Raw genomic sequence first — 18,393 nt, forward strand, 5'->3', positions numbered from 1 at the left:
AATCGCTCGCTCATGCCGCCTGCGCCTCTCCGGACTCGGCCTTGCCGTCGCCGTTCCGCGAGATCGCGAAGAACAACCCCGAAAGCGCAACCAGCACAGGCATTCCGGCGGGCAGGAACGGCGCGCTCGCCACGGCCGCGATCGCTCCGATCAGCGCCGCCCGCAAGGTGTCCCGCGCCCGCAGCGCGGGCATGATCAGCGATAACAGCACCGCGGGGAACACTGCGTCCAACCCGATCGCACCGGTGTCGGGCACTATCGTGCCGATCAGCGCGCCGATCGCCGCACCGCCGGGCCAGGCGATGAGCACACCCAACCCGCTCACCCAGTACGCGGCCCGCCTACGCGCAATATCCGGCTGGGCCAGGGCCAGCGCGACGGATTCGTCGTTCATCACGTGGACGCCGATCCGCCGCCGCCATCCGGTGCCGACCACATCGGGTACCGAAAGCCCATACGGCAGATGCCGGGCGTTGACCAACAGCCCGGCCAATACGGCCGCGATCGGGCTGCCGCCCGCCGCCATGATCCCGATGAAGAGGAACTCCGCACCGCCCGCGAGCACGACGACCCCGAGCACAATCGGAACCCACATTGGAAAACCCGAGGTGACGGCGGTAGCGCCATAGGAAACAGCGATCAGACCGACCGCCAGCAGTACCGCCGCGATGCCGGCGAGTGTGTCCCGATCGAGTGTTCGCCATATCGAACGCATGTAGCTTATAGTGAACATGGCGGGGCGATTCGTCAATATGATTCTCTGTTGGGCGGTCGACTGTATCGACCCACCCCGGCCGGCTTCGCCGGCTTGCCATCCCCCTAGTCGACGGGAGCGCGCATGGACCAGGATCAGACGACGCCGCAGGCAGTGATCGCCGCTGCGCTGCGCCGGGAGCGCGCACGCGCCGGGCTGTCGCTCACCGAGGTCGCCAACCGTGCAGGCGTCGCGAAATCCACACTGTCCCAACTGGAATCGGGTACCGGAAATCCGAGCCTGGAGACCATGTGGGCACTGTGCGTTGCCCTGGATATGCCCCTATCGCGGCTGCTCGACCCGCCACGCCCGACCGTTCAGGTGATTCGCGCGGGGGAGGGGCCGGTATTGGTCGCCGCGGAATCCGACTACCGCGCCACCCTGCTGGCGGCCGGACCGGCCAATACCCGCCGTGACTTCTTCCGGATCACCGCCGAACCCGGCCACGCCCGCAGATCCGACCCGCACAGTCCAGGTGTAATCGAGCACGTACTGCTGGCCAGCGGCCGCGCCCGCACCGGCCCGATCGACGCACCCGTCGAACTCGGACCCGGCGACTACATCTCCTACCCGGGCGATGCCCCCCACGTCTTCGAAGCCCTGGCTCCCAACACCTCGGCTGCTTTCGTCATCGAGTACACCTAGTCGGAAATCGTCGGCCGCGGATGCAGCCGGGTGACGTGCACCGATCGACCCCGTGGATGCGTACGTGGTGACCGTGAACGCGTGCGGCGAATGAATGCAGATCCCGGCCCGACGGAACCGATCCGGTCGGGAGCTAGGCGGCACCCTCGCCGAGATACTGCAACCACACCGGATCCAACTCCGCGGTGGTCGACAACAGCCGCCAGTGCGGTCCCTTCGGCGAGACCAGTGGCGAACGCAACGTCCAGCCCAACTCGCTGAGCAGCTTGTCCGCCTTGCGGTGATTACATGGGGCACAACTCGCGACGCAGTTCTCCCAGGAATGCTCGCCGCCGCGACTGCGCGGGATGACGTGATCGATGGTCTCTGCCTTACCACCGCAATACCCACAGCGGTAGCGGTCGCGATGCATGAGGGCGGCGCGGGTCATCGGGACGCGCGCCCGATAGGGCACATGAACGTAGCTGCGCAGCCGGATGACCGACGGAATCGTGACGGCGGATTCGGCGGAATGCACCACCGATCCCTCCGGATCATGGTGGACGGTATCGGCTTTATCGCAGATCAGGAGCACCACGGCGCGGCGTGCGGACAGCGCGGTGAGCGGCTCGTAGGTGGCATTGAGAAGCAACACCCGGCGCTTCAACCAATTGGCGGTCTCGTTCTGGACCGGCGTGAGGTGCGGATTGTGGTGAGCAGGCTCACCGGTGCGATGTGCACCCGGATAGTGATCGGACAAGATGTGCAGCGGAGTAGCCCCCGACCCACGATTGTGGACGTCGGCGGGCTGGAGTTGTCGGTGCGTCCTGGCCTCGTGTGATCGGCCGTGCCGCTGCTTCATGGGGACCCCGGTTTCATAGTTATCAAGATCATGTGGTATCTCGGCAGAGACTGCCACCCAGTTGACCATGGAATGCGCACTATTGCACGGTGATTTCGCACAATGTCGGATGAACTGTGGTTGAAGGGCTGCCCGTTCGTGACGCGGGCACAATGGAGTGCGGCCCGTAGCGATCGCTTACGGGTCGCTCGAAACGGCCCGTAGCGATCGCTTGCGGGTCGCTCGAAACGATCAGTGCGGACCGATCGAGAGGACCTGATGACTTCCGGCGAGCAGACAGCGACGTCGTTCTACGACGCGATCGGCGGGGCGGCGACGTTCCACCGGATCATCGCGGCGTTCTATCGAGAGGTGGCGGCCGACGAGGTATTGCGCCCGCTGTACCCGGAGCAGGACCTCGGACCCGCGGAGCGGCGGCTGCGCATGTTCCTGGAGCAGTACTGGGGTGGGCCGCGCACCTACTCCGATGAGCGCGGACATCCGCGGCTGCGAATGCGGCATATGCCGTTCAAGATCGGTCCGGTGGAGCGCGACGCGTGGCTGCGCTGTATGCGGATCGGCGTGGCAGAGATCGAACCGGAAATTCTGGATGATGAGCATCGCAAGGCATTGCTCGATTACCTCGAGATGGCGGCAAATTCGCTGGTGAACGCTGCCTGGTGAGATCGTTTTGGTCGAGCTCCCGCATAGTCCCAAGGTTTTCGACTCGCATATCGAATGCTGAATATTTGCCAGATATCATCGAACATGGCTGAGCCTGAGCGAATTTGCCGAAAATCTTTGGCACTATTACGGATGTGACTGATACACCTGCCATCCCGGCGCCGGTGGATCGCACCGCCCAACCTTGGTGGCGGTCGGCCATGTTCTACCAGATCTATCCGAGATCCTTCGCGGACTCCGACGGTGACGGGATCGGCGATCTCCGCGGGATTCGCGACAAGCTCGGCTACCTGGAACTACTCGGGGTCGACGCACTCTGGATCTGTCCGGTGATGCGCTCTCCCATGGCCGACGGCGGCTACGACGTCGCCGACCCGCGCGATATCGACCCGCTCTTCGGCGGTATGGCGGCAATGGACGAGCTGATCGCCGAGGCGCACGACCGCCGTCTCAAGGTGACCATGGATCTGGTGCCGAACCACACCAGCGATCAGCATCCGTGGTTCGCGGCGGCGCTGGCTGCGGCACCGGGCAGTCGGGAACGCGAGCGCTACATCTTCCGCGACGGCCGCGGACCCGACGGCGCGACGCCGCCGAACAACTGGCCGAGCATCTTCGGCGGGCCCGCCTGGACCCGCGTTATCGAGCCCGACGGCCGGCCCGGCCAGTGGTACCTGCACATATTCGCGCCGGAACAACCGGATCTGAACTGGGCAAATCCCGAGATCGCCGCCGATTTCGAGCAGACGCTGCGCTTCTGGCTGGATCGGGGCGTCGACGGGTTCCGCCTCGATGTCGCGCACGGTATGGCCAAACCGGACGGCCTGCCCGATATGGCACGCGTCGAAACCAAGATGCTGGTGCACGACGACGACGATCCGCGTTTCAACAATCCCGCCGTACACGAGATCCACCGCCGCATCCGCAAGGTGCTCGACGAATATCCGGACGCGGTCTCGATCGGCGAGGTCTGGGTGGACGACAACACCCGCTTCGGCGAGTACGTCCGGCCGGACGAACTGCACCTGGCCTTCAACTTCCGCCTCGCCGAGACCCCGTTCGATGCCGACGCGGTGCGCGCGGCCATCGACAATTCGCTCGCGGCCGTCGCGCCGGTGGGCGCGGTCCCCACCTGGACGCTGTCCAATCACGACATCGCGCGGGAGGTCACCCGGTACGGCGGCGGTCCCGTCGGCGTGGCGCGGGCCCGCGCCATGATGATGGTGGAGCTGGCACTGCCCGGCGCGGTGTTCATCTACAACGGCGCCGAACTCGGGCTGCCCAATGTCGACGATCTGCCCGAGGCGGCGCTACGGGATCCGGTCTGGGAACGTTCCGGACATACCGAGCGCGGACGCGACGGCTGCCGGGTGCCGATTCCATGGGAGGGGGCAGCGCCGCCGTTCGGATTCACCACGGGCGAGTCCTGGTTGCCGATGCCGCCGGAGTGGGCGGCGTCGACGGTCGAGGCGCAGCTGGAGGCGTTGGGCTCCACCCTGTCGCTGTATCGGTTGGCGATCGAATTGCGTGGTGTCCGACCGGAATTCGCGGGCCCCCGGGTCGAGTGGTACGGCAGCCCGGCCGGTTGCCTCGCCTTCCGTCGGCCCGGTGGACTGGTCTGTGTGCTGAACGCCTCGCCCGTGCCGATCGCCTTGCCGCCCGGTGACGTACTGCTCGCCAGCGCCCCGTCGGAGAACGGTCAGCTGGCCGCCAATGCCGCCGCCTGGCTGGTCTGACCGGACAACACGAGCTCGACCAGAACGCGAACTACTACACGGCATCGTCTACCGTTAGGCCTGTGAGTGAGCGAAGCGAGCGAACCATGTGCCAGCGCGCCATGCGGACGACGAAGGCGAGCGCCAGCGAGGTGCAGTCGTGAGCATTCTCGAGACAGTGCTGATCTTCCTCGGCATCCCGCTGGTGATCTACGGCGCGATCGCCGGATTGTCGTTTCTCGGCAAGCCACTGCCCGGCGAGAAGCCGGTCCACTACGACCTCGGTCAGAAGTGGACCCAGCCTCCCGTGCTGTGGAGTGCCACCGACGAGGTGACCGGATCGGGTCACCACACTGCTGAGTCGTCGCATGGACATGCGGCAATCGAGTCCACCCCGGTGGAGCTGATCGGAGGCCGGGCAAGTGGCAAATTCTAATTGGCCCGCGGTAGTCGAATCCGAACTGCCGCACGGTTCGGTGGTCACCAGCAGCGGCCGCGTCTCCGGTGTGCACGAGGCCGGCGCGGTGTTCAAGGAAGCCCCGTTCAGCGATGACGAGCGGCTGGCCATGGACAACGTGCTCACCGAGGCGACCCGCGCGACCAAGGTGCGCTTCAACATCTTCATCGGCGATCTGGGTGCGGATCCGGCCGCCGGTGCGGACGCGGTCTTCCCGGCGACCCCCGAGGCGGCGCGTTCGGTGCTCATTGCCGTCTCGCCCAACGACAAGGCCGTAGAGGTCCGTTCCGGCAGCGAGATCGCCGACCGGGCCAATGATCGCGTCTGCCAGCTCGGCGTCACCGCAGCCCTGAGCTCCTTTCGCCAGGGCCAGCTCATCGACGGTCTGATCTCCGCGGTCCGCGTCATGGCCGCCGCCATCGGTCGCTGATCCACCGGTTCCACCCCGGCGCGTTCACCTGCGAAGGTGGACGCGCCGTTTGCGTTGTGCCGCACGGAACATCGAGCGGAGTGTCTCGGGAGAGATGCGAACGGGGCGTGCTCATCGCAATGATCTGCACGCCCCGTTTCGATCCGGCTGAGGTGCCGTCGGCCCGTTCAGCCCCGGGCGTCGAAGGTGCGGGCGCGCAGTGAGCGTTCGATGCCCGCCTTGCCCTCGATCACTAGGCGGCGCAGGGCGGGCGGGTGATCACCGGCGAGGAACTTGTCCGCCGTTGCCACGGCGTCCTCGCTGATCGCCCAGACAGGGTAGAGGCCGATGACGACGGTTTGCGCAACCTCGCTGGAGCGGCGCTCCCAGACCCCGGGCACCTCGGCGAAATAGCGGTCGACATAGGGAGCGAGCAGCTCGCCCTGGCCCGCCGGCGCGAACCCGCCGACGATCGAGCGGGCGGTGATATTCGGCACCGAATCGTCGGTCATCACCGTGTTCCAGGCCTGCTCCTTCACTTCGGCGATCGGCCGCGCCGTCGCCGCCGCGGCGGCTTGGCGCTTACCGGCGGCGGTGGGGTCGTTGGCCAATTCCTGGTCGATGATCGGAGTGCCGAGGCCCTCGGCATCGATCTCGCCCGCCGCCGCCAGCGCGGTGATCAGCCGCCAGCGCAGATCGGTGTCCACCACCAGACCGGGCAGACCGACGGTGGCCGGATCGCCGTCGAGCAGTTCGCGCAGCACCTCGGTGTGCCAGGCCTGCAGCCGCGCGCCGGTGAGCGCATTGACAAAGGCGAGCTGATGATCCGAGCCCGCCGCGGCCTCGCGGGCCAGTTCCAGCAGCCGGTTGGCGTATTCGGTCCAGCCGGTGGCATTCGCCCACTCCGGATCGGCGTAGCTGCCGATCGCGGTATTGGCCTGCATCAGAAGTCGCTGCACCACACCGATTTCGCTCTCGGTGCCGATTCCGCGCTGCACCAGGGCGACGAAGTCGCGTGCGCGCATCTCGGCCTGCCTGGTCATCTCCCATGCGGCCGACCAGCACAGCGTGCGCGGCAGTGGCTCGACGATTTCGTGGATGCGGTGCAGCACCACATCGAGCGAATCGGGATCGAGGCGCACCGAGCAGTAGGTGAGATCGTCATCGTTGATCAGCACCAGCTGGCCGCGTTCCACGCCGACGAGTTCGGGCACCTCGGTGCGCTCGGCCGCGTCGAGGTCGAGTTCGATGCGGTTGGTGCGGACCAGCTTTCCGTCCCGTTCGCCGTACACACCGATCGCAAGGCGATGCACGCGCCGCTCACCCGCGCCCGGTTCTGCCCCCTCCTGGACGACCGCGAATCTGGTGAAACGGCCGCCGGGATCGACCTCGAAATCCGGACGCAGGATATTCAGTCCGGTGGTCTTGAGCCACTGTGTGCCCCAGTCGGACAGATCGCGGCCGGAGGACTTCTCCAGTGCCGACAGCAGATCGTCGAAAGTGGCGTTGCTGTAGGCGTGTTCGGTGAAGTAGGCGCGCAGTCCGGCGAGGAACGGTTCCAGCCCGACATAGGCCACCAGCTGCTTGAGCACGGAAGCGCCCTTGGCGTAGGTGATTCCGTCGAAGTTGACCTCGACCGCGTGCAGATCCGGAATATCGGCGGCGATCGGATGTGTGGACGGCAGCTGATCCTGCCGGTATGCCCAGGACTTCTCCACATTCGCGAAAGTGGTCCAGGCACTGGTGTACTCGGTCGCCTCGGACTGGCACAGCACCGAGGCGAAGGTCGCGAACGACTCGTTCAACCACAGGTCGTCCCACCACTTCATGGTGACCAGATCGCCGAACCACATATGCGCCATCTCGTGCAGCACCGTCTCGGCGCGTCGCTCATAGGACGCGCGGGTCACCTTGGACCGGAAGACGTAGTCCTCCAGGAAGGTGACGGCACCGGCGTTCTCCATCGCGCCCGCGTTGAATTCCGGGACGAACAGCTGGTCGTACTTGCCGAACGCGTAGGGCACACCGAAGTTCTTGTGGTAGAAGCCGAAGCCCTGTTTGGTCTCGGTGAACAGCCGGTCGGCATCCATGTGCTCGGCGAGCGAGGCGCGGCAGTAGATGCCGAGCGGGATGGTGCCATGGTCGTCGGTGTAGGCGTCGGTCCATTCCGCGTACGGGCCCGCGATGAGCGCGACCAGGTAGGTGCTCATCTTCGGGGTGGTGCGGAACAGGTGCTTACCGGGATCGGCGAGCAGCGTATCGACCGCGGCCCCGTTGGAGATGACCTTCCAGTTCGGCGCGGCGGTCACGCTGATATCGAAGGTGGCCTTGAGGTCCGGCTGGTCGAAGCAGGCGAACATGCGCTTGGCGTCGGCGGTTTCGAACTGCGAGTACAGGTAGACCGCGTCATCGGTGGGATCGACGAAGCGGTGCAGGCCCTCACCGGTATTGGAGTATTCGCAGTCGGCCTCGACGACGAGTTCGTTGCGCTCGGCCAGACCGGTGAGTGTGATGCCCGTTGACTCGTCGTAGTCGGCGATATCGATCGCGGTGCCGTTGAGCACGGCCGAGCGGACCCCGCGGGCGACGATATCGATGAAGGTGCTCGCGCCCGCAGTCGCGGTGAAGGTGACCGTGCTGCGGGAGAAGAAGGTCTGCTCGCCCGGCTTCGCCGCCCCGTCGGTCAGGTCGAGGTCGATGCGATAGTTCTCGACCTGCACTGTCGAGGCGCGTTCGATTGCCTGGTCGCGAGTCAGGTTCGGTGCGGACATGGGACTCCTTCGTTGGTCGAAGAACATGTGCGGGCGGGCCGCCCGACGGGCACAGCACTCACCACAATGCCACCTCGGTAAGGTTGCCCGCGCGGAAGTTTTTCCCATAAACCCTATCGACCAGGATCGGAGCGCGACGTGAAGCACATCCACGCCGGAAAGGTGCGCGACCTCTACGAGGACGGCGAAACGCTGCTGCTGGTGGCGTCGGATCGGGTGTCGGTCTATGACGTGGTGCTGCCGACGCCGATCCCGGATAAGGGCGCGCTGCTGACCCAGCTGTCGAACTGGTGGTTCGAGTACTTCACCGACGTGCCCAACCATGTGGTCTCGGCGACCGATGTGCCCGCGGAATTCGCCGGTCGCGGCATTCGGGTCAAGCCGCTGAAGATGCTGCAGGTCGAGTGCATCGCGCGCGGCTACCTGACCGGATCAGGGCTCAAGGAGTACGAGCAAACCGGCACGGTCTCCGGTGTCGCACTGCCGCCGGGGCTGCGCGATGGCGACAAACTGCCCGAACCGATTTTCACCCCGTCCAGTAAGGCATCCGAGGGCCACGACGAGCCCATCACCTTCGCGGACGTGGTGAACCAGGAGGGCCGCGAGGTCGCCGAGCAATTGCGCGATCTGACATTGCGGATCTACACCCGAGGCGCCGCGCACGCCGCGCAGCGCGGTGTCATCGTCGCCGACACCAAGGTCGAATTCGGTTGGGAAGGTGACACTCTCACCCTCGGCGATGAGGTGCTGACCTCGGACTCCTCGCGCTTCTGGCCCGCCGCCGAATGGGAGCCCGGCCGCCCCCAGCGCTCCTTCGACAAGCAGTTCGTCCGCGACTGGTCCACCTCCACCGGCTGGAACAAGGAATATCCCGGCCCGGAGATCCCCGCCGATATCGTCGAAGCCACCCGCCAGAAGTACATGGAAGCCTACGAACTCATCACCGGGCAGGCCTGGGGCGGCGCAACCCGCTGACTCCTGAGCAGGGTCTCGGATGGTGCACCGGCCAGGCACGTCCAGTGCGGCGTACAGCGGTCGCTTGGGAGAACTGGGGCGGCACGTCCTGGCGGTGCGGAGCGGTCAGCTGAGGTGTTGAGCGAGGCGGTCCAGGTAGGGGCGTTGGCCGTTGCCGAGCTTTTCGTGGGCGGTGCGGAGGTCGAACCAGGCGGCGCGGTCGATTTCCGGGAAAGTGGCGGTTCGGCCGGATTTGGGCGGCCATTCCATATCGAAGGTGCCGGGCACCACTTCGGCCGGGTCCAGGTCGGCCTCGACGGCCCAGACGGTGAGGTTCTTGGTGGATTTGCCACTGCCGTAACGAACCTCGCCGAGCGGCACCCGCTCGCCCTCGGGCACCGGTAGGCCGAGTTCCTCGGTGAACTCACGGGCCGCAGCGTCCTCGGGGCTCTCGTCCTCCGGCTCGTATTCGCCCTTCGGAATCGACCAGGCGCCCGCATCCTTGTGTGCCCAGAACGGTCCACCCATATGCCCGATCAGGACCTCGACATCACCGGAACTCCGGCGGAACAACAGAATCCCAGCACTGAATTTCCCAACCACACCTAGCAGTCTGCCGCCTACCGCAACTACACGCGCACGCGACACGTCCCCACCGCAGCGAACCCGCCGCCGCTATCAGATCTGGCAGGGCCTCCGTACGCGCCGGGCTCGCCCGACGTGCGACTCCGGCAGCCTGTCACACGCTTCAACCACCACTCGACCCCGATCGAGGCGACGGGGAGGGCGGGTGTGGTGGGGTCAGCGGCGGTGGTGGAGGTGGGCGGCGCGCAGGGTTAGGTAGTTGCGTTCGGGGGAGCTGGTGGTGTGGTGGGCGGCGGCGGTGTAGTGGGTGATGGCGGCGCCGAAATCGCCCGCCATTTCGTGTAGGTGGCCGCGGACCGCGTCGAGGCGGTGGTTGCCCGCCAGTTGATCGTCGAGGGTGGCGGCGAGTTCGAGGCCAGCGACGGGGCCGTTGACCATGGCGGTGGCGACGGCGCGGTTGAGGGTTACCATCGGGTTCTTCGAGATGCGCTCGATCATGTTGTACAGCGCCAGGATTCGCGTCCAATCGGTGTCCTCGGCACGCCGGGCCTGCGCGTGCAGCACCGCGATCGCGGCCTGGATCTGGTAGGGGCCGGTGAGGCCCGATGTAAGGGTGCCGGTCGTCAGCGTGGTGCCCTCGGTGATCAGCGCGCGATCCCACAGAGCGCGGTTCTGCTCGGCGAGCGGAATCAACTCACCATGGGGTCCGGTGCGCGCGGCCCGGCGGGAGTCGGTGAGCAGCATGAGCGCGAGCAGTCCGGTCACCTCGGTGTCGTCGGGGAGCAGCAGGTGCATGGATCTGGTCAGGCGGATGGCCTCGGCGGCGAGATCCGTTCGCTGCAGGTCGGGCCCGGAGGTGCTGGTATGCCCCTCGTTGAAGATCAGATACAGCACGTGCAGTACGGCACCCAGCCGCTCCTGCCATTGCGCGCCACCGGGTCGGGCGAACGGCCGATCGAGGGTGGCCAGCTTCTTCTTGGCACGCGTAATCCGTTGCGCCATGGTCGCTTCGGGTAGCAGGAAGGCGTTGGCGATCTCCGCTGTGCCGAGTCCGCCGACCGCGCGCAATGTCAGCGCGATGGCACTCGCGGACGACAGTGCCGGATGGCAGCACAGGAAGAACATGGCGAGCGTGTCATCCCGATCGATGGCCTCGGCATCGGGCACATTGCGTTCGAAGACCGTCGTCTCCCTGCGCCGCCGAGCCACTTCGGCACGCACCGCATCGGCCATCCGCCGGTGCGCGACCTGGATCAGCCACCCGCTCGGATTGTCCGGCAGACCGTCGGCGGCCCATTGCGTCGCCGCCGCGAGCATGGCCTCCTGCAGCGCATCCTCGGCGCTGTCGAAATCACCGAACCGGCGCACCAAGGTGCCGAGGACCTGTGGCGCGAGTTCGCGCAACAGATCCTCGATGCCCACGGGCAATGTCGTGCTCATCGCGGACTATTGGTCGGTTGCCGGAACACCCATCACCGCGCGCACCTCGATCCGCTCACCGATCGGCTGTCCGCCCGGTCCCGGTGCCGCCGACGCCTGCGCGGCGATCTGCAGCGCGCGCTCCGGGCTCTCCACATCGACGATCCAATATCCGGCGAGGAATTCCTTGGTCTCCGGAAACGGCCCGTCGGTGATCACCGGTGCCGAGCGCCCGTCCGAACTGACCACCCGCGCATCCTCCGGTCCGGCCAGTCCCTGGGCGTCGACCAGTTCACCGTTCTTGGCCAGCTCCGCACCCAGCGCCCGCTGGAAATCCAGATGCGCCTGGATCTCTTCCGGCGTCCACTCGGTGATCGGGATGTCGCAGTTGGCGGCGGGTGCGTAGGTCTTGAGCAGCATGTACTTCATATCCGGTCTCCCTGGCCTTCGGTGCGCCCGTCCGGCGCGCTCGCGATGCGGTCGGAGCGCGTCGCGCCGATTCGACACATTCTCGAATAGTCGACCGTGATCCGCATCACAGGGGTGTCGCGGGATCGGCGAGCCGGTCCGGGTCGACCTGCTGGCCGATCAACTCCCTGATCCGGTCGGTGACATCCCAGATGTTCACGTTCATTCCCGCCAGTACCCGGTTGTCGGCGTCGAGCCAGAACGCGACGAATTCGCGCTTGGCCTCATCGCCGCGCACCACCACCCGCGCGTATTCGCCGGGCGCGGCATAGCCGGTGTACTCCATGCCCAGGTCGTATTGGTCGGTGAAGAAGTAGGGCAGCCGCTCATAGGACGCGGACTTGCCCAGCATGGTCCGGGCCGCAACGGCGGGCTGGTTGAGCGCATTGGCCCAGTGCTCCACCCGAATCGGGCGGCCGAGCACCGGATGCTGCTCCTCGGCGATGTCGCCGACAGCGACGATATCCGGGTCGCTGGTGGCCAGGCCGGCATCGACGAGCACGCCGCCATCGGTCGCGAGCCCGGCGTCCGCGGCCAGCTCGATATTCGGACGCGCACCGATCGCGACCAGCACCGCATCGCCTTCGATGACGGTGCCATCGGCGAGCCGGACGCCGGACGCCAGCTCCGTCTCCACGGTATGCGTGGTGATCTCGCTGACCTGCGCGCCGAATCGGAAGTCGACGCCGTGGTCGCGATGCAGCTGCGCGAAGACCCGGGCCATTTCCGGTCCGAGCGCCGCCAGCAGCGGCAATTCGGCGGATTCGACAATGGTGACCTCGACCTGGGCGGCGCGCGCGGCCGAAGCGACCTCGAGCCCGATCCAGCCCGCCCCGATGATGACGAGGCGGCGTGCGGTGCCGAACAGTTCGATCAGGGTGTCGGAATCGCCAATGGTGCGCAGGGTGTACACGCCGCGGGCGTCCATACCGGGAATCGGCAGCCGGCGCGGTGTCGAACCGGTCGCGAGCGCGAGCTTGTCGTAGCCCAGCGTCGAACCATCCGGCAGCGTCACGGTTTTCGCGCTCCGATCGATCGCACCGACCTCGGTGCCGAGTCGCACGTCGATATGGTGATCGCGGTACCACTGGCCCGGATCCACGGTGAATTCCTCGAGCGATTTCTTGCCCGCCAGATGTTCCTTCGACAGCGGTGGGCGCTCGTAGGGCAGATAGTCCTCGGCGCTGATCAGCGTCACGGCTCCGGCGAAATCATTGTCGCGCAGTGCCTCCGCCAGTTTGGCCGCAGCCAGACCGCCACCGACGATGACGAAACGCTGATCAGAGGTCATTGCGGACTCCTTTTCGGGAGGGAACCGGATGCCTGCGTGTCAACCCTACTGGGACCCGATGCCGCCTTTCGGGAAATCGGCGACCGGCTCGGGAACGAATCGCACGGTTTCGTGGTTGGCCACGGATAGCGGTGTGCCGAGCCCACCGCGCCAACTGCATGCGACGGAGAGGAACAGGTCATGAGCGAGACGACCACCAAGAATGTCGCCGATTTCTGGTTCGACCCGCTGTGCCCGTGGTGCTGGATCACCTCCCGCTGGATTCTGGAGGTCGAGCAGGTCCGCGATATCGAGACCCGCTTCCACGTGATGAGCCTGTCGGTGCTCAATGAGGGCAAGGAGGGGCTGCCGCCGCAGTACGAGGAGCTGCTCGCCACCGGCTGGGGGCCGGTCCGGGTCGCCATTGCCGCCGCGCAGGAGCACGGTGACAAGGTGCTTTCCCCGCTGTACACGGCCATGGGCACCCGCATCCACAACCGGCGCGAGGAGTACGCGCGCGATTCCCGCAAGGAGACCCTCGACGCGGTGATCGCGGATTCGCTCGCCGAGGTCGGCCTGCCCGCCGAACTCGCCGCGGCCGCCGAGAGCACGGAATTCGACGAGGCGCTGCGCAAGAGCCATCACGAGGGCATGGACAAGGTCGGACCCGATGTCGGCACGCCGACCATCCACATCAATGGCAAGGCGTTCTTCGGTCCGGTGCTGTCGCGGATCCCGCGCGGCGAGGAGGCCGGGAAGCTGTGGGACGCCGCGGTCACCCTGGCCGACTACCCGCATTTCTTCGAGCTGAAGCGGACCAGGACCGAGGATCCCGCCTTCGACTGAGTGCGGTGCGCTACGGCACGGGTTTCGGCGGCAGCGCCGGAATCTCGCCGTAGCTGCTCGGGTACGGACCGGCCGGAGGTGCACCGGCCGGTCGGCTCGGACGCCAGAACAGACGGCCGTGCCTGCTCCGGTCGCGCAGCGCCCACATCCGCCAGGTCAGCACCGGATGCGAGGCCATGGCATTGATGACCCAGACGAAGAAGCCCTTCTCGACCGCGGCCCGGTCGGCCATCTCGTCGAAGCCGACCAGTTTGTTCAGGTACTTGCCCGCGGCCAGGGTGCCCATGGCGGCCGGTGCACCCACGTGTCGGTTGCAGTAGCCGTGGTTGTCGGCGGTGTACTCCTGGGACCGGATCAGTGAGCTGCCGATGATCGGCAGCGACGGCGCGACGAACATGCCGAGCTGGCGCCAGTACGAGGTATGCCCGGCCGCGATATGCCCGACCTCGTGCCCGATGATGAAGGCGAGTGCATCGGGTTCGCGTGCGGCTCCGCCGATTTCGAACAGATCGCTGTAGACCGCGACATAGCGCCGGAACCCGTGCCCGGAGGCGAAGGCATTGATCTGACCATTGCCGAGTACCACGTAGGCGTCGGGAACCTTGGCCAACCCGAATCGTGCCGCCGCCTCGACCACCAGCTGATAGCCCTCGGGGAACTGCGTCGGTGACATCTTGACGGCGTTGACCCGCTGGGCCGCGTAACCCATACCGCGCAGGAACCAGACCACGATCGGCGCGAAGACCAGGATCGCCACGTACAGACTCGGCAGCTTCCCGCCCAGGATGAGGTCGACGAACACCAGCAATGCCAGCAGCAACGCGAGCGTGGTGATCACACATACGACCACGAGCAGCGGAATCTCCCACGGATGCCGCGCGGGCATACCGTACGGCGACAGACCGCGCGGCTGACGCTGCGGCGGTGTCCCGGGCGGCACCGGGACCACATTGTGGGGACCTGGGGTGTACGGCGCCGGACCGTAGTGGGGCGTTGGGTATGGCAACCCGGGGTAGGGCGGGGGTGTCGAGGGGTATTGCGGCATCGAGGGGTACTGGGGCGAATCCTGCTGGTCGGAAACATGCCCGCTCGATGTGGCGGTCGCGTCCTGAGCCTGCGCCCATCCGCTCAAAGCGGGATAGGGGTCGGCGGGATGGCCCGCCTGCTGGGGCGGCTTGGATTCGGGCGGCTGCATACGGAGAACTCTATTCATTTGCCGGAGACGACGTTCGAAATCGTTGTCGCGCGGTCGGTACCGGTGGCCGCGAACACGGGTGGCATACCTGTCGATTCGCCGCGGCCGCTACCGGTGTTGATCCCGCTGGCGCGGTGACGCATGTCCCCCTCGCGGCCCCCCCGAACACGCCTGACACAATCGCAGCCATGCGCGTATACCTGGGTGCCGACCATGCCGGTTTCGAACTGAAGAATCACGTCAAGGCCCATCTGGAGCAGGCGGGCCACGAGGTCGTCGACTGCGGCGCCCTCGAGTACGACGCGCTCGACGACTACCCCGCCTTCTGCATCGAAGCGGCCCGCCGCACCGTCGCCGACCCGGGCAGTCTCGGCCTGGTCTTCGGCGGCAGCGGCAATGGCGAGCAGATCGCCGCGAACAAGGTGCCCGGCGCCCGCTGCGCCCTGGCCTGGAGCGTGGAGACCGCCCAGCTTGCCCGTGAGCACAACAACGCGCAGCTGATCGGCATCGGCGGCCGCATGCACTCCACCGAGGAGGCGCTGGCGATCGTGGACGCGTTCATCTCGACCAAGTGGTCCGAGGAGCCGCGCCACCAGCGCCGCATCGACATCCTGGCCGAGTACGAGAAGACCGGTGTGCCCCCGGCTGTTCCGGCCTACTGAGCGCGTAATACGCCGTCCCGCAAGGCGACCCGGTGTCCCGGGTCGTCTCTGCGGCGGAGCAGAGAGGATGCCGGGCTCGGATGCCTGAGGGCCATACGCTGCACCGACTGGCGCGACTGCATCAACGGCGCTTTGCCGGGGGAGTGGTGCGGGTGTCCAGTCCGCAGGGCAAGTTCGCCGCCGGTGCCGCCCGGGTCGACGGGCAGGTGCTCACACGGGCCGAGGCGTACGGCAAACATCTACTGCACCACTACGAGTCGGGTCTCATCGTGCACGTGCACCTCGGCCTGTACGGGGTGTTCACCGAGGTGGCGTTGCCGATGGGGGAGCCGGTCGGGCAGGTGCGGATGCGGATCGTCGGCGACGCATCGGCCGATGATCGCCTGTACGGTACCGATCTACGCGGCCCAACCGCCTGTGAGGTGTACACCCGCGCGGAGCTGACGGCGCTGACCGATCGGCTCGGCCCGGACCCGCTGCGGCGCGGCGCCGATCCCGAACGGGCCTGGCGGCGCATGCACCGCTCGCGCAGGCCGATCGGTGCACTGCTGATGGACCAGCAGGTGCTTGCCGGTGTCGGCAATGTTTACCGCGCGGAACTGCTCTTCCGGCACGGCATTTCGCCGCAGCGTCCGGGCACGTCGCTGAGCGCCGAGGAGTGGGACGCGATGTGGACCGATCTGGTTGCGCTGATGCGGGTCGGGGTGCGGGTCGGCAAGATGGTCGTCGTCCGCCCCGAGCACGACCACGGTGAACCGTCTTATGCGGCCGACCGCCCGCGCACCTACGTCTACCGCCGCCCCGGCGCCCCATGCCGCATCTGCGGCACCCCCATCGCGCACAGCGTGCTGGAGGGCCGAAACCTGTTCTGGTGCCCCAGCTGTCAAGCCAGCTGAACGATTACCGGGCCCGCTGATGACCTCATCGGTGATCAGCGGGCCTCGGTGGTTGCCGAACCGCGTGGTGGCGGATCAGCCCGCAACGGCTTTGATGTCGGGTTTATCGGTTTCGGCAAGGGCGAAGCGGCGACCGCCAGCGGTCTTCGCCGAGTACATCGCGCGATCGGCGCGGCGCAGCAGATCGGTGAAATCGCAGGATTCGCCCGGCGATGAGTAGGCGGTGCCGACACTCGCCGAGACCGGTACCGGACCGGCCGTCGACCACACCGGATCACGCAGTGCCGCCACGATGCGGTGCGCGATATCGCCGAGGGTGTTGTGGTGTGGGTTGGTGGCGAGCACGAATTCGTCACCGCCGTAACGGCAGATGACGGTTTCCGGCGGACAGATCTCGCGCAGCCTGCGGGCCAGTTCGACGAGCACCTCGTCGCCGACGGCATGGCCGTAGTTGTCGTTGATCTGCTTGAACCGGTCCAGATCGATCAGCAGCAGGCCGACGCCCCGGTTCGGGTCGGCCGCCATCAGCCGCACCTTGTCCTGTAGCAGCGTACGGTTGGCGAGGTCGGTGAGCGCGTCGTGGGTGGCCTCGTGCCGCAGCCGATGCTGCAACGCGGCGATCTCCTGTACCCGCAATGACACCGCCGCCGAAAGGTTCTGTTCCTGTTGGGCCAGTGCCCGTTCCTGCAGCGCCTGGGCATAGCTGTCGATGGCCTGGCTGGCAACCAGCGGCCAGCGCGTGGCGACCAGCGACCCGGGCGCCCCCGCCGGGAAGCCGAGCAGCCAGCGGGTGGCCTGGGCCAGCATTCTGGTCCGTTCGAACGGCGCCTCGACCAGCCGTGCCCCCAACATCCGCGCCTCGAGCACCGGAAAGGGCTCGGACCTGGCCAGTTTCAGTAGCTGCTCGATGATCTCGGCCAGCACCGGTTGTAGCTGTTCTGGTGACGCGTGTGATCCCGGTTCCGCGCAGACCGCACTCGCCCACGCGCCAGCCTTCTGCGCTACGGGTGGTTCGATATCCGCAGACATCGCACTCACCCGCCACGGGTGATGTCGGTACCCGGGTGCCCTGTTCCCACGCAGGTGCCGGTGTCACCCCGACCGTTCCCACTGCTACGCGGTTGTGTCCACCTCGCTCGGTGCACGCTCACCGCCCCCTTTCCAGATACCCCCGTCCGGCAAAAAGGATCCTAGCAAGCCACTCGGCACCGAAAAACGCTGTTTTACAACGAGTTCTCGATCCTTGGCGAATGGCGATCGGGTATGTGATCGCTGCCGGGCCTCCGGCGTTACACATGAATTTTGTTCGCCGGAAAGTCGCGGACCGACACGCCGACGGCGCGCCGAAAGGGGTGAAATCGGATGGCTACCGGCCGGTTCATGTCTCGGCGAGAACGGCCAAGTGGCCCGAAGCGAATAGCGATAGCTATGAGCTATTATTGTCGACTGGGTCGTGGCCTCGCGCCCGGCAACTGTTCACAGTCGTTCGGCGGGGGCGGATTAGCGTTTCCGGCGCTGCATTCGGTACAGTCGGTGCGCACACGACATCGTGGCGATCCCATCGGTGTCGTATGCCTGCGGGTGTAGTTCAATGGTAGAACCTCAGCCTTCCAAGCTGATGGTGCGGGTTCGATTCCCGTCACCCGCTCCATGCAGGATTCATCCTCGTCGGCGCTCTCTTTCGCCGCGAGGCCACGGGGTGTAGCGCAGCTTGGTAGCGCATCCGCTTTGGGAGCGGAGGGTCGCAGGTTCAAATCCTGTCACCCCGACTGAAACAGCAGGGAGGGACGGGGCGGGATAGGGTGGGCCTGAATTCGCCCGGTTGAGCATCGTCGCCGGTTCG

Annotated in this window: 18 protein-coding genes and 2 tRNA genes; 11 read left to right on the forward strand and 9 right to left on the reverse strand. The window is 66.6% G+C overall.

The features are described 5' to 3' along the window. Positions 1-10 precede the first annotated feature (10 nt). Positions 11-715: an AzlC family ABC transporter permease gene (locus ABZ293_RS15810; protein WP_355181099.1), complete on the reverse strand. Its 705-nt coding sequence runs from the start codon at positions 713-715 to the stop codon at positions 11-13. 123 nt (positions 716-838) lie between these two features. Between ABZ293_RS15810 and ABZ293_RS15815 the strand changes: the two genes are divergently transcribed. Then, positions 839-1,399 (forward strand): XRE family transcriptional regulator, encoded by a 561-nt coding sequence (locus tag ABZ293_RS15815; protein ID WP_355181101.1) that lies wholly within the window; start codon positions 839-841, stop codon positions 1,397-1,399. A gap of 133 nt (positions 1,400-1,532) precedes the next feature. Here the strand turns inward: ABZ293_RS15815 and ABZ293_RS15820 are convergent, their stop codons facing one another. Then, a complete protein-coding gene (locus ABZ293_RS15820) occupies positions 1,533-2,240 on the reverse strand; it encodes an HNH endonuclease (protein ID WP_355181103.1) in 708 nt (235 codons plus the stop codon). A 258-nt stretch (positions 2,241-2,498) separates the two neighbouring features. Here ABZ293_RS15820 and ABZ293_RS15825 point away from each other — a divergent pair, with 258 nt between their 5' ends. The 4 genes from ABZ293_RS15825 (at position 2,499) to ABZ293_RS15840 (ending at position 5,505) form a co-directional block, all read left to right on the forward strand. Further along, positions 2,499-2,903 carry a globin gene (locus ABZ293_RS15825; RefSeq protein ID WP_355181104.1) on the forward strand — a complete coding sequence of 135 codons (405 nt, stop codon included), beginning with the start codon at positions 2,499-2,501 and terminating at the stop codon, positions 2,901-2,903. 200 nt (positions 2,904-3,103) lie between these two features. Beyond that, a complete protein-coding gene (locus ABZ293_RS15830; protein ID WP_355181168.1) occupies positions 3,104-4,639 on the forward strand; it encodes an alpha-amylase family glycosyl hydrolase in 1,536 nt (511 codons plus the stop codon). 139 nt (positions 4,640-4,778) lie between these two features. Next, on the forward strand, positions 4,779-5,054 hold the full coding sequence (locus ABZ293_RS15835) for a hypothetical protein (protein WP_355181106.1): 276 nt from the start codon (positions 4,779-4,781) through the stop codon (positions 5,052-5,054). Beyond that, complete coding sequence (locus tag ABZ293_RS15840; protein WP_355181108.1) at positions 5,041-5,505, forward strand: DUF5130 domain-containing protein; 465 nt, start codon at positions 5,041-5,043, stop codon at positions 5,503-5,505. The genes ABZ293_RS15835 and ABZ293_RS15840 overlap by 14 nt, the downstream gene beginning before the upstream one ends. A gap of 167 nt (positions 5,506-5,672) precedes the next feature. On the opposite strand, the gene pepN is transcribed toward ABZ293_RS15840, so the two are convergent. Further along, complete coding sequence (gene pepN, locus ABZ293_RS15845; RefSeq protein WP_355181110.1) at positions 5,673-8,255, reverse strand: aminopeptidase N; 2,583 nt, start codon at positions 8,253-8,255, stop codon at positions 5,673-5,675. A 138-nt stretch (positions 8,256-8,393) separates the two neighbouring features. Here pepN and ABZ293_RS15850 point away from each other — a divergent pair, with 138 nt between their 5' ends. Next, positions 8,394-9,230 carry a phosphoribosylaminoimidazolesuccinocarboxamide synthase gene (locus ABZ293_RS15850; RefSeq protein WP_355181112.1) on the forward strand — a complete coding sequence of 279 codons (837 nt, stop codon included), beginning with the start codon at positions 8,394-8,396 and terminating at the stop codon, positions 9,228-9,230. Between the two features lie 105 nt (positions 9,231-9,335). Here ABZ293_RS15850 and ABZ293_RS15855 read toward each other — a convergent pair whose 3' ends face one another. The 4 genes from ABZ293_RS15855 to ABZ293_RS15870 all read right to left on the reverse strand — a co-directional run bounded on the left by ABZ293_RS15855 (position 9,336) and on the right by ABZ293_RS15870 (position 12,972). After that, a complete protein-coding gene (locus ABZ293_RS15855; protein ID WP_355181114.1) occupies positions 9,336-9,812 on the reverse strand; it encodes an NUDIX domain-containing protein in 477 nt (158 codons plus the stop codon). A 198-nt stretch (positions 9,813-10,010) separates the two neighbouring features. Further along, a complete protein-coding gene (locus ABZ293_RS15860) occupies positions 10,011-11,234 on the reverse strand; it encodes a DUF6596 domain-containing protein (protein ID WP_355181116.1) in 1,224 nt (407 codons plus the stop codon). A gap of 6 nt (positions 11,235-11,240) precedes the next feature. Further along, positions 11,241-11,642: a YciI family protein gene (locus ABZ293_RS15865; protein WP_355181118.1), complete on the reverse strand. Its 402-nt coding sequence runs from the start codon at positions 11,640-11,642 to the stop codon at positions 11,241-11,243. 106 nt (positions 11,643-11,748) lie between these two features. Then, positions 11,749-12,972, reverse strand: coding sequence for an FAD-dependent oxidoreductase (locus ABZ293_RS15870; RefSeq protein ID WP_355181120.1), 1,224 nt, complete (start codon positions 12,970-12,972; stop codon positions 11,749-11,751). Positions 12,973-13,152: 180 nt separating this feature from the next. Between ABZ293_RS15870 and ABZ293_RS15875 the strand changes: the two genes are divergently transcribed. Then, complete coding sequence (locus tag ABZ293_RS15875) at positions 13,153-13,797, forward strand: DsbA family protein (protein WP_355181122.1); 645 nt, start codon at positions 13,153-13,155, stop codon at positions 13,795-13,797. Between the two features lie 10 nt (positions 13,798-13,807). Here the strand turns inward: ABZ293_RS15875 and ABZ293_RS15880 are convergent, their stop codons facing one another. Further along, a complete protein-coding gene (locus ABZ293_RS15880; protein WP_355181124.1) occupies positions 13,808-14,992 on the reverse strand; it encodes a M48 family metallopeptidase in 1,185 nt (394 codons plus the stop codon). Positions 14,993-15,180: 188 nt separating this feature from the next. On the opposite strand from ABZ293_RS15880, the gene ABZ293_RS15885 reads away from it, so the two are divergent. Beyond that, complete coding sequence (locus tag ABZ293_RS15885; protein WP_354957565.1) at positions 15,181-15,654, forward strand: ribose-5-phosphate isomerase; 474 nt, start codon at positions 15,181-15,183, stop codon at positions 15,652-15,654. 80 nt (positions 15,655-15,734) lie between these two features. Continuing rightward, the gene (locus ABZ293_RS15890) at positions 15,735-16,550 is read left to right on the forward strand and encodes a DNA-formamidopyrimidine glycosylase family protein (RefSeq protein ID WP_354957564.1); all 816 of its coding nucleotides are present in this window, start codon (positions 15,735-15,737) and stop codon (positions 16,548-16,550) included. Between the two features lie 75 nt (positions 16,551-16,625). Here ABZ293_RS15890 and ABZ293_RS15895 read toward each other — a convergent pair whose 3' ends face one another. Then, positions 16,626-17,579, reverse strand: coding sequence for a GGDEF domain-containing protein (locus tag ABZ293_RS15895; RefSeq protein WP_355181126.1), 954 nt, complete (start codon positions 17,577-17,579; stop codon positions 16,626-16,628). A 548-nt stretch (positions 17,580-18,127) separates the two neighbouring features. Here ABZ293_RS15895 and ABZ293_RS15900 point away from each other — a divergent pair. Continuing rightward, positions 18,128-18,201 (forward strand) — tRNA-Gly (locus tag ABZ293_RS15900). A 44-nt stretch (positions 18,202-18,245) separates the two neighbouring features. Then, positions 18,246-18,319: transfer RNA gene (locus ABZ293_RS15905), tRNA-Pro, on the forward strand. Positions 18,320-18,393 lie beyond the last annotated feature (74 nt).

This window comes from Nocardia sp. NPDC005998 (assembly GCF_040614395.1).
Classification (GTDB): Bacteria; Actinomycetota; Actinomycetes; order Mycobacteriales; family Mycobacteriaceae; genus Nocardia.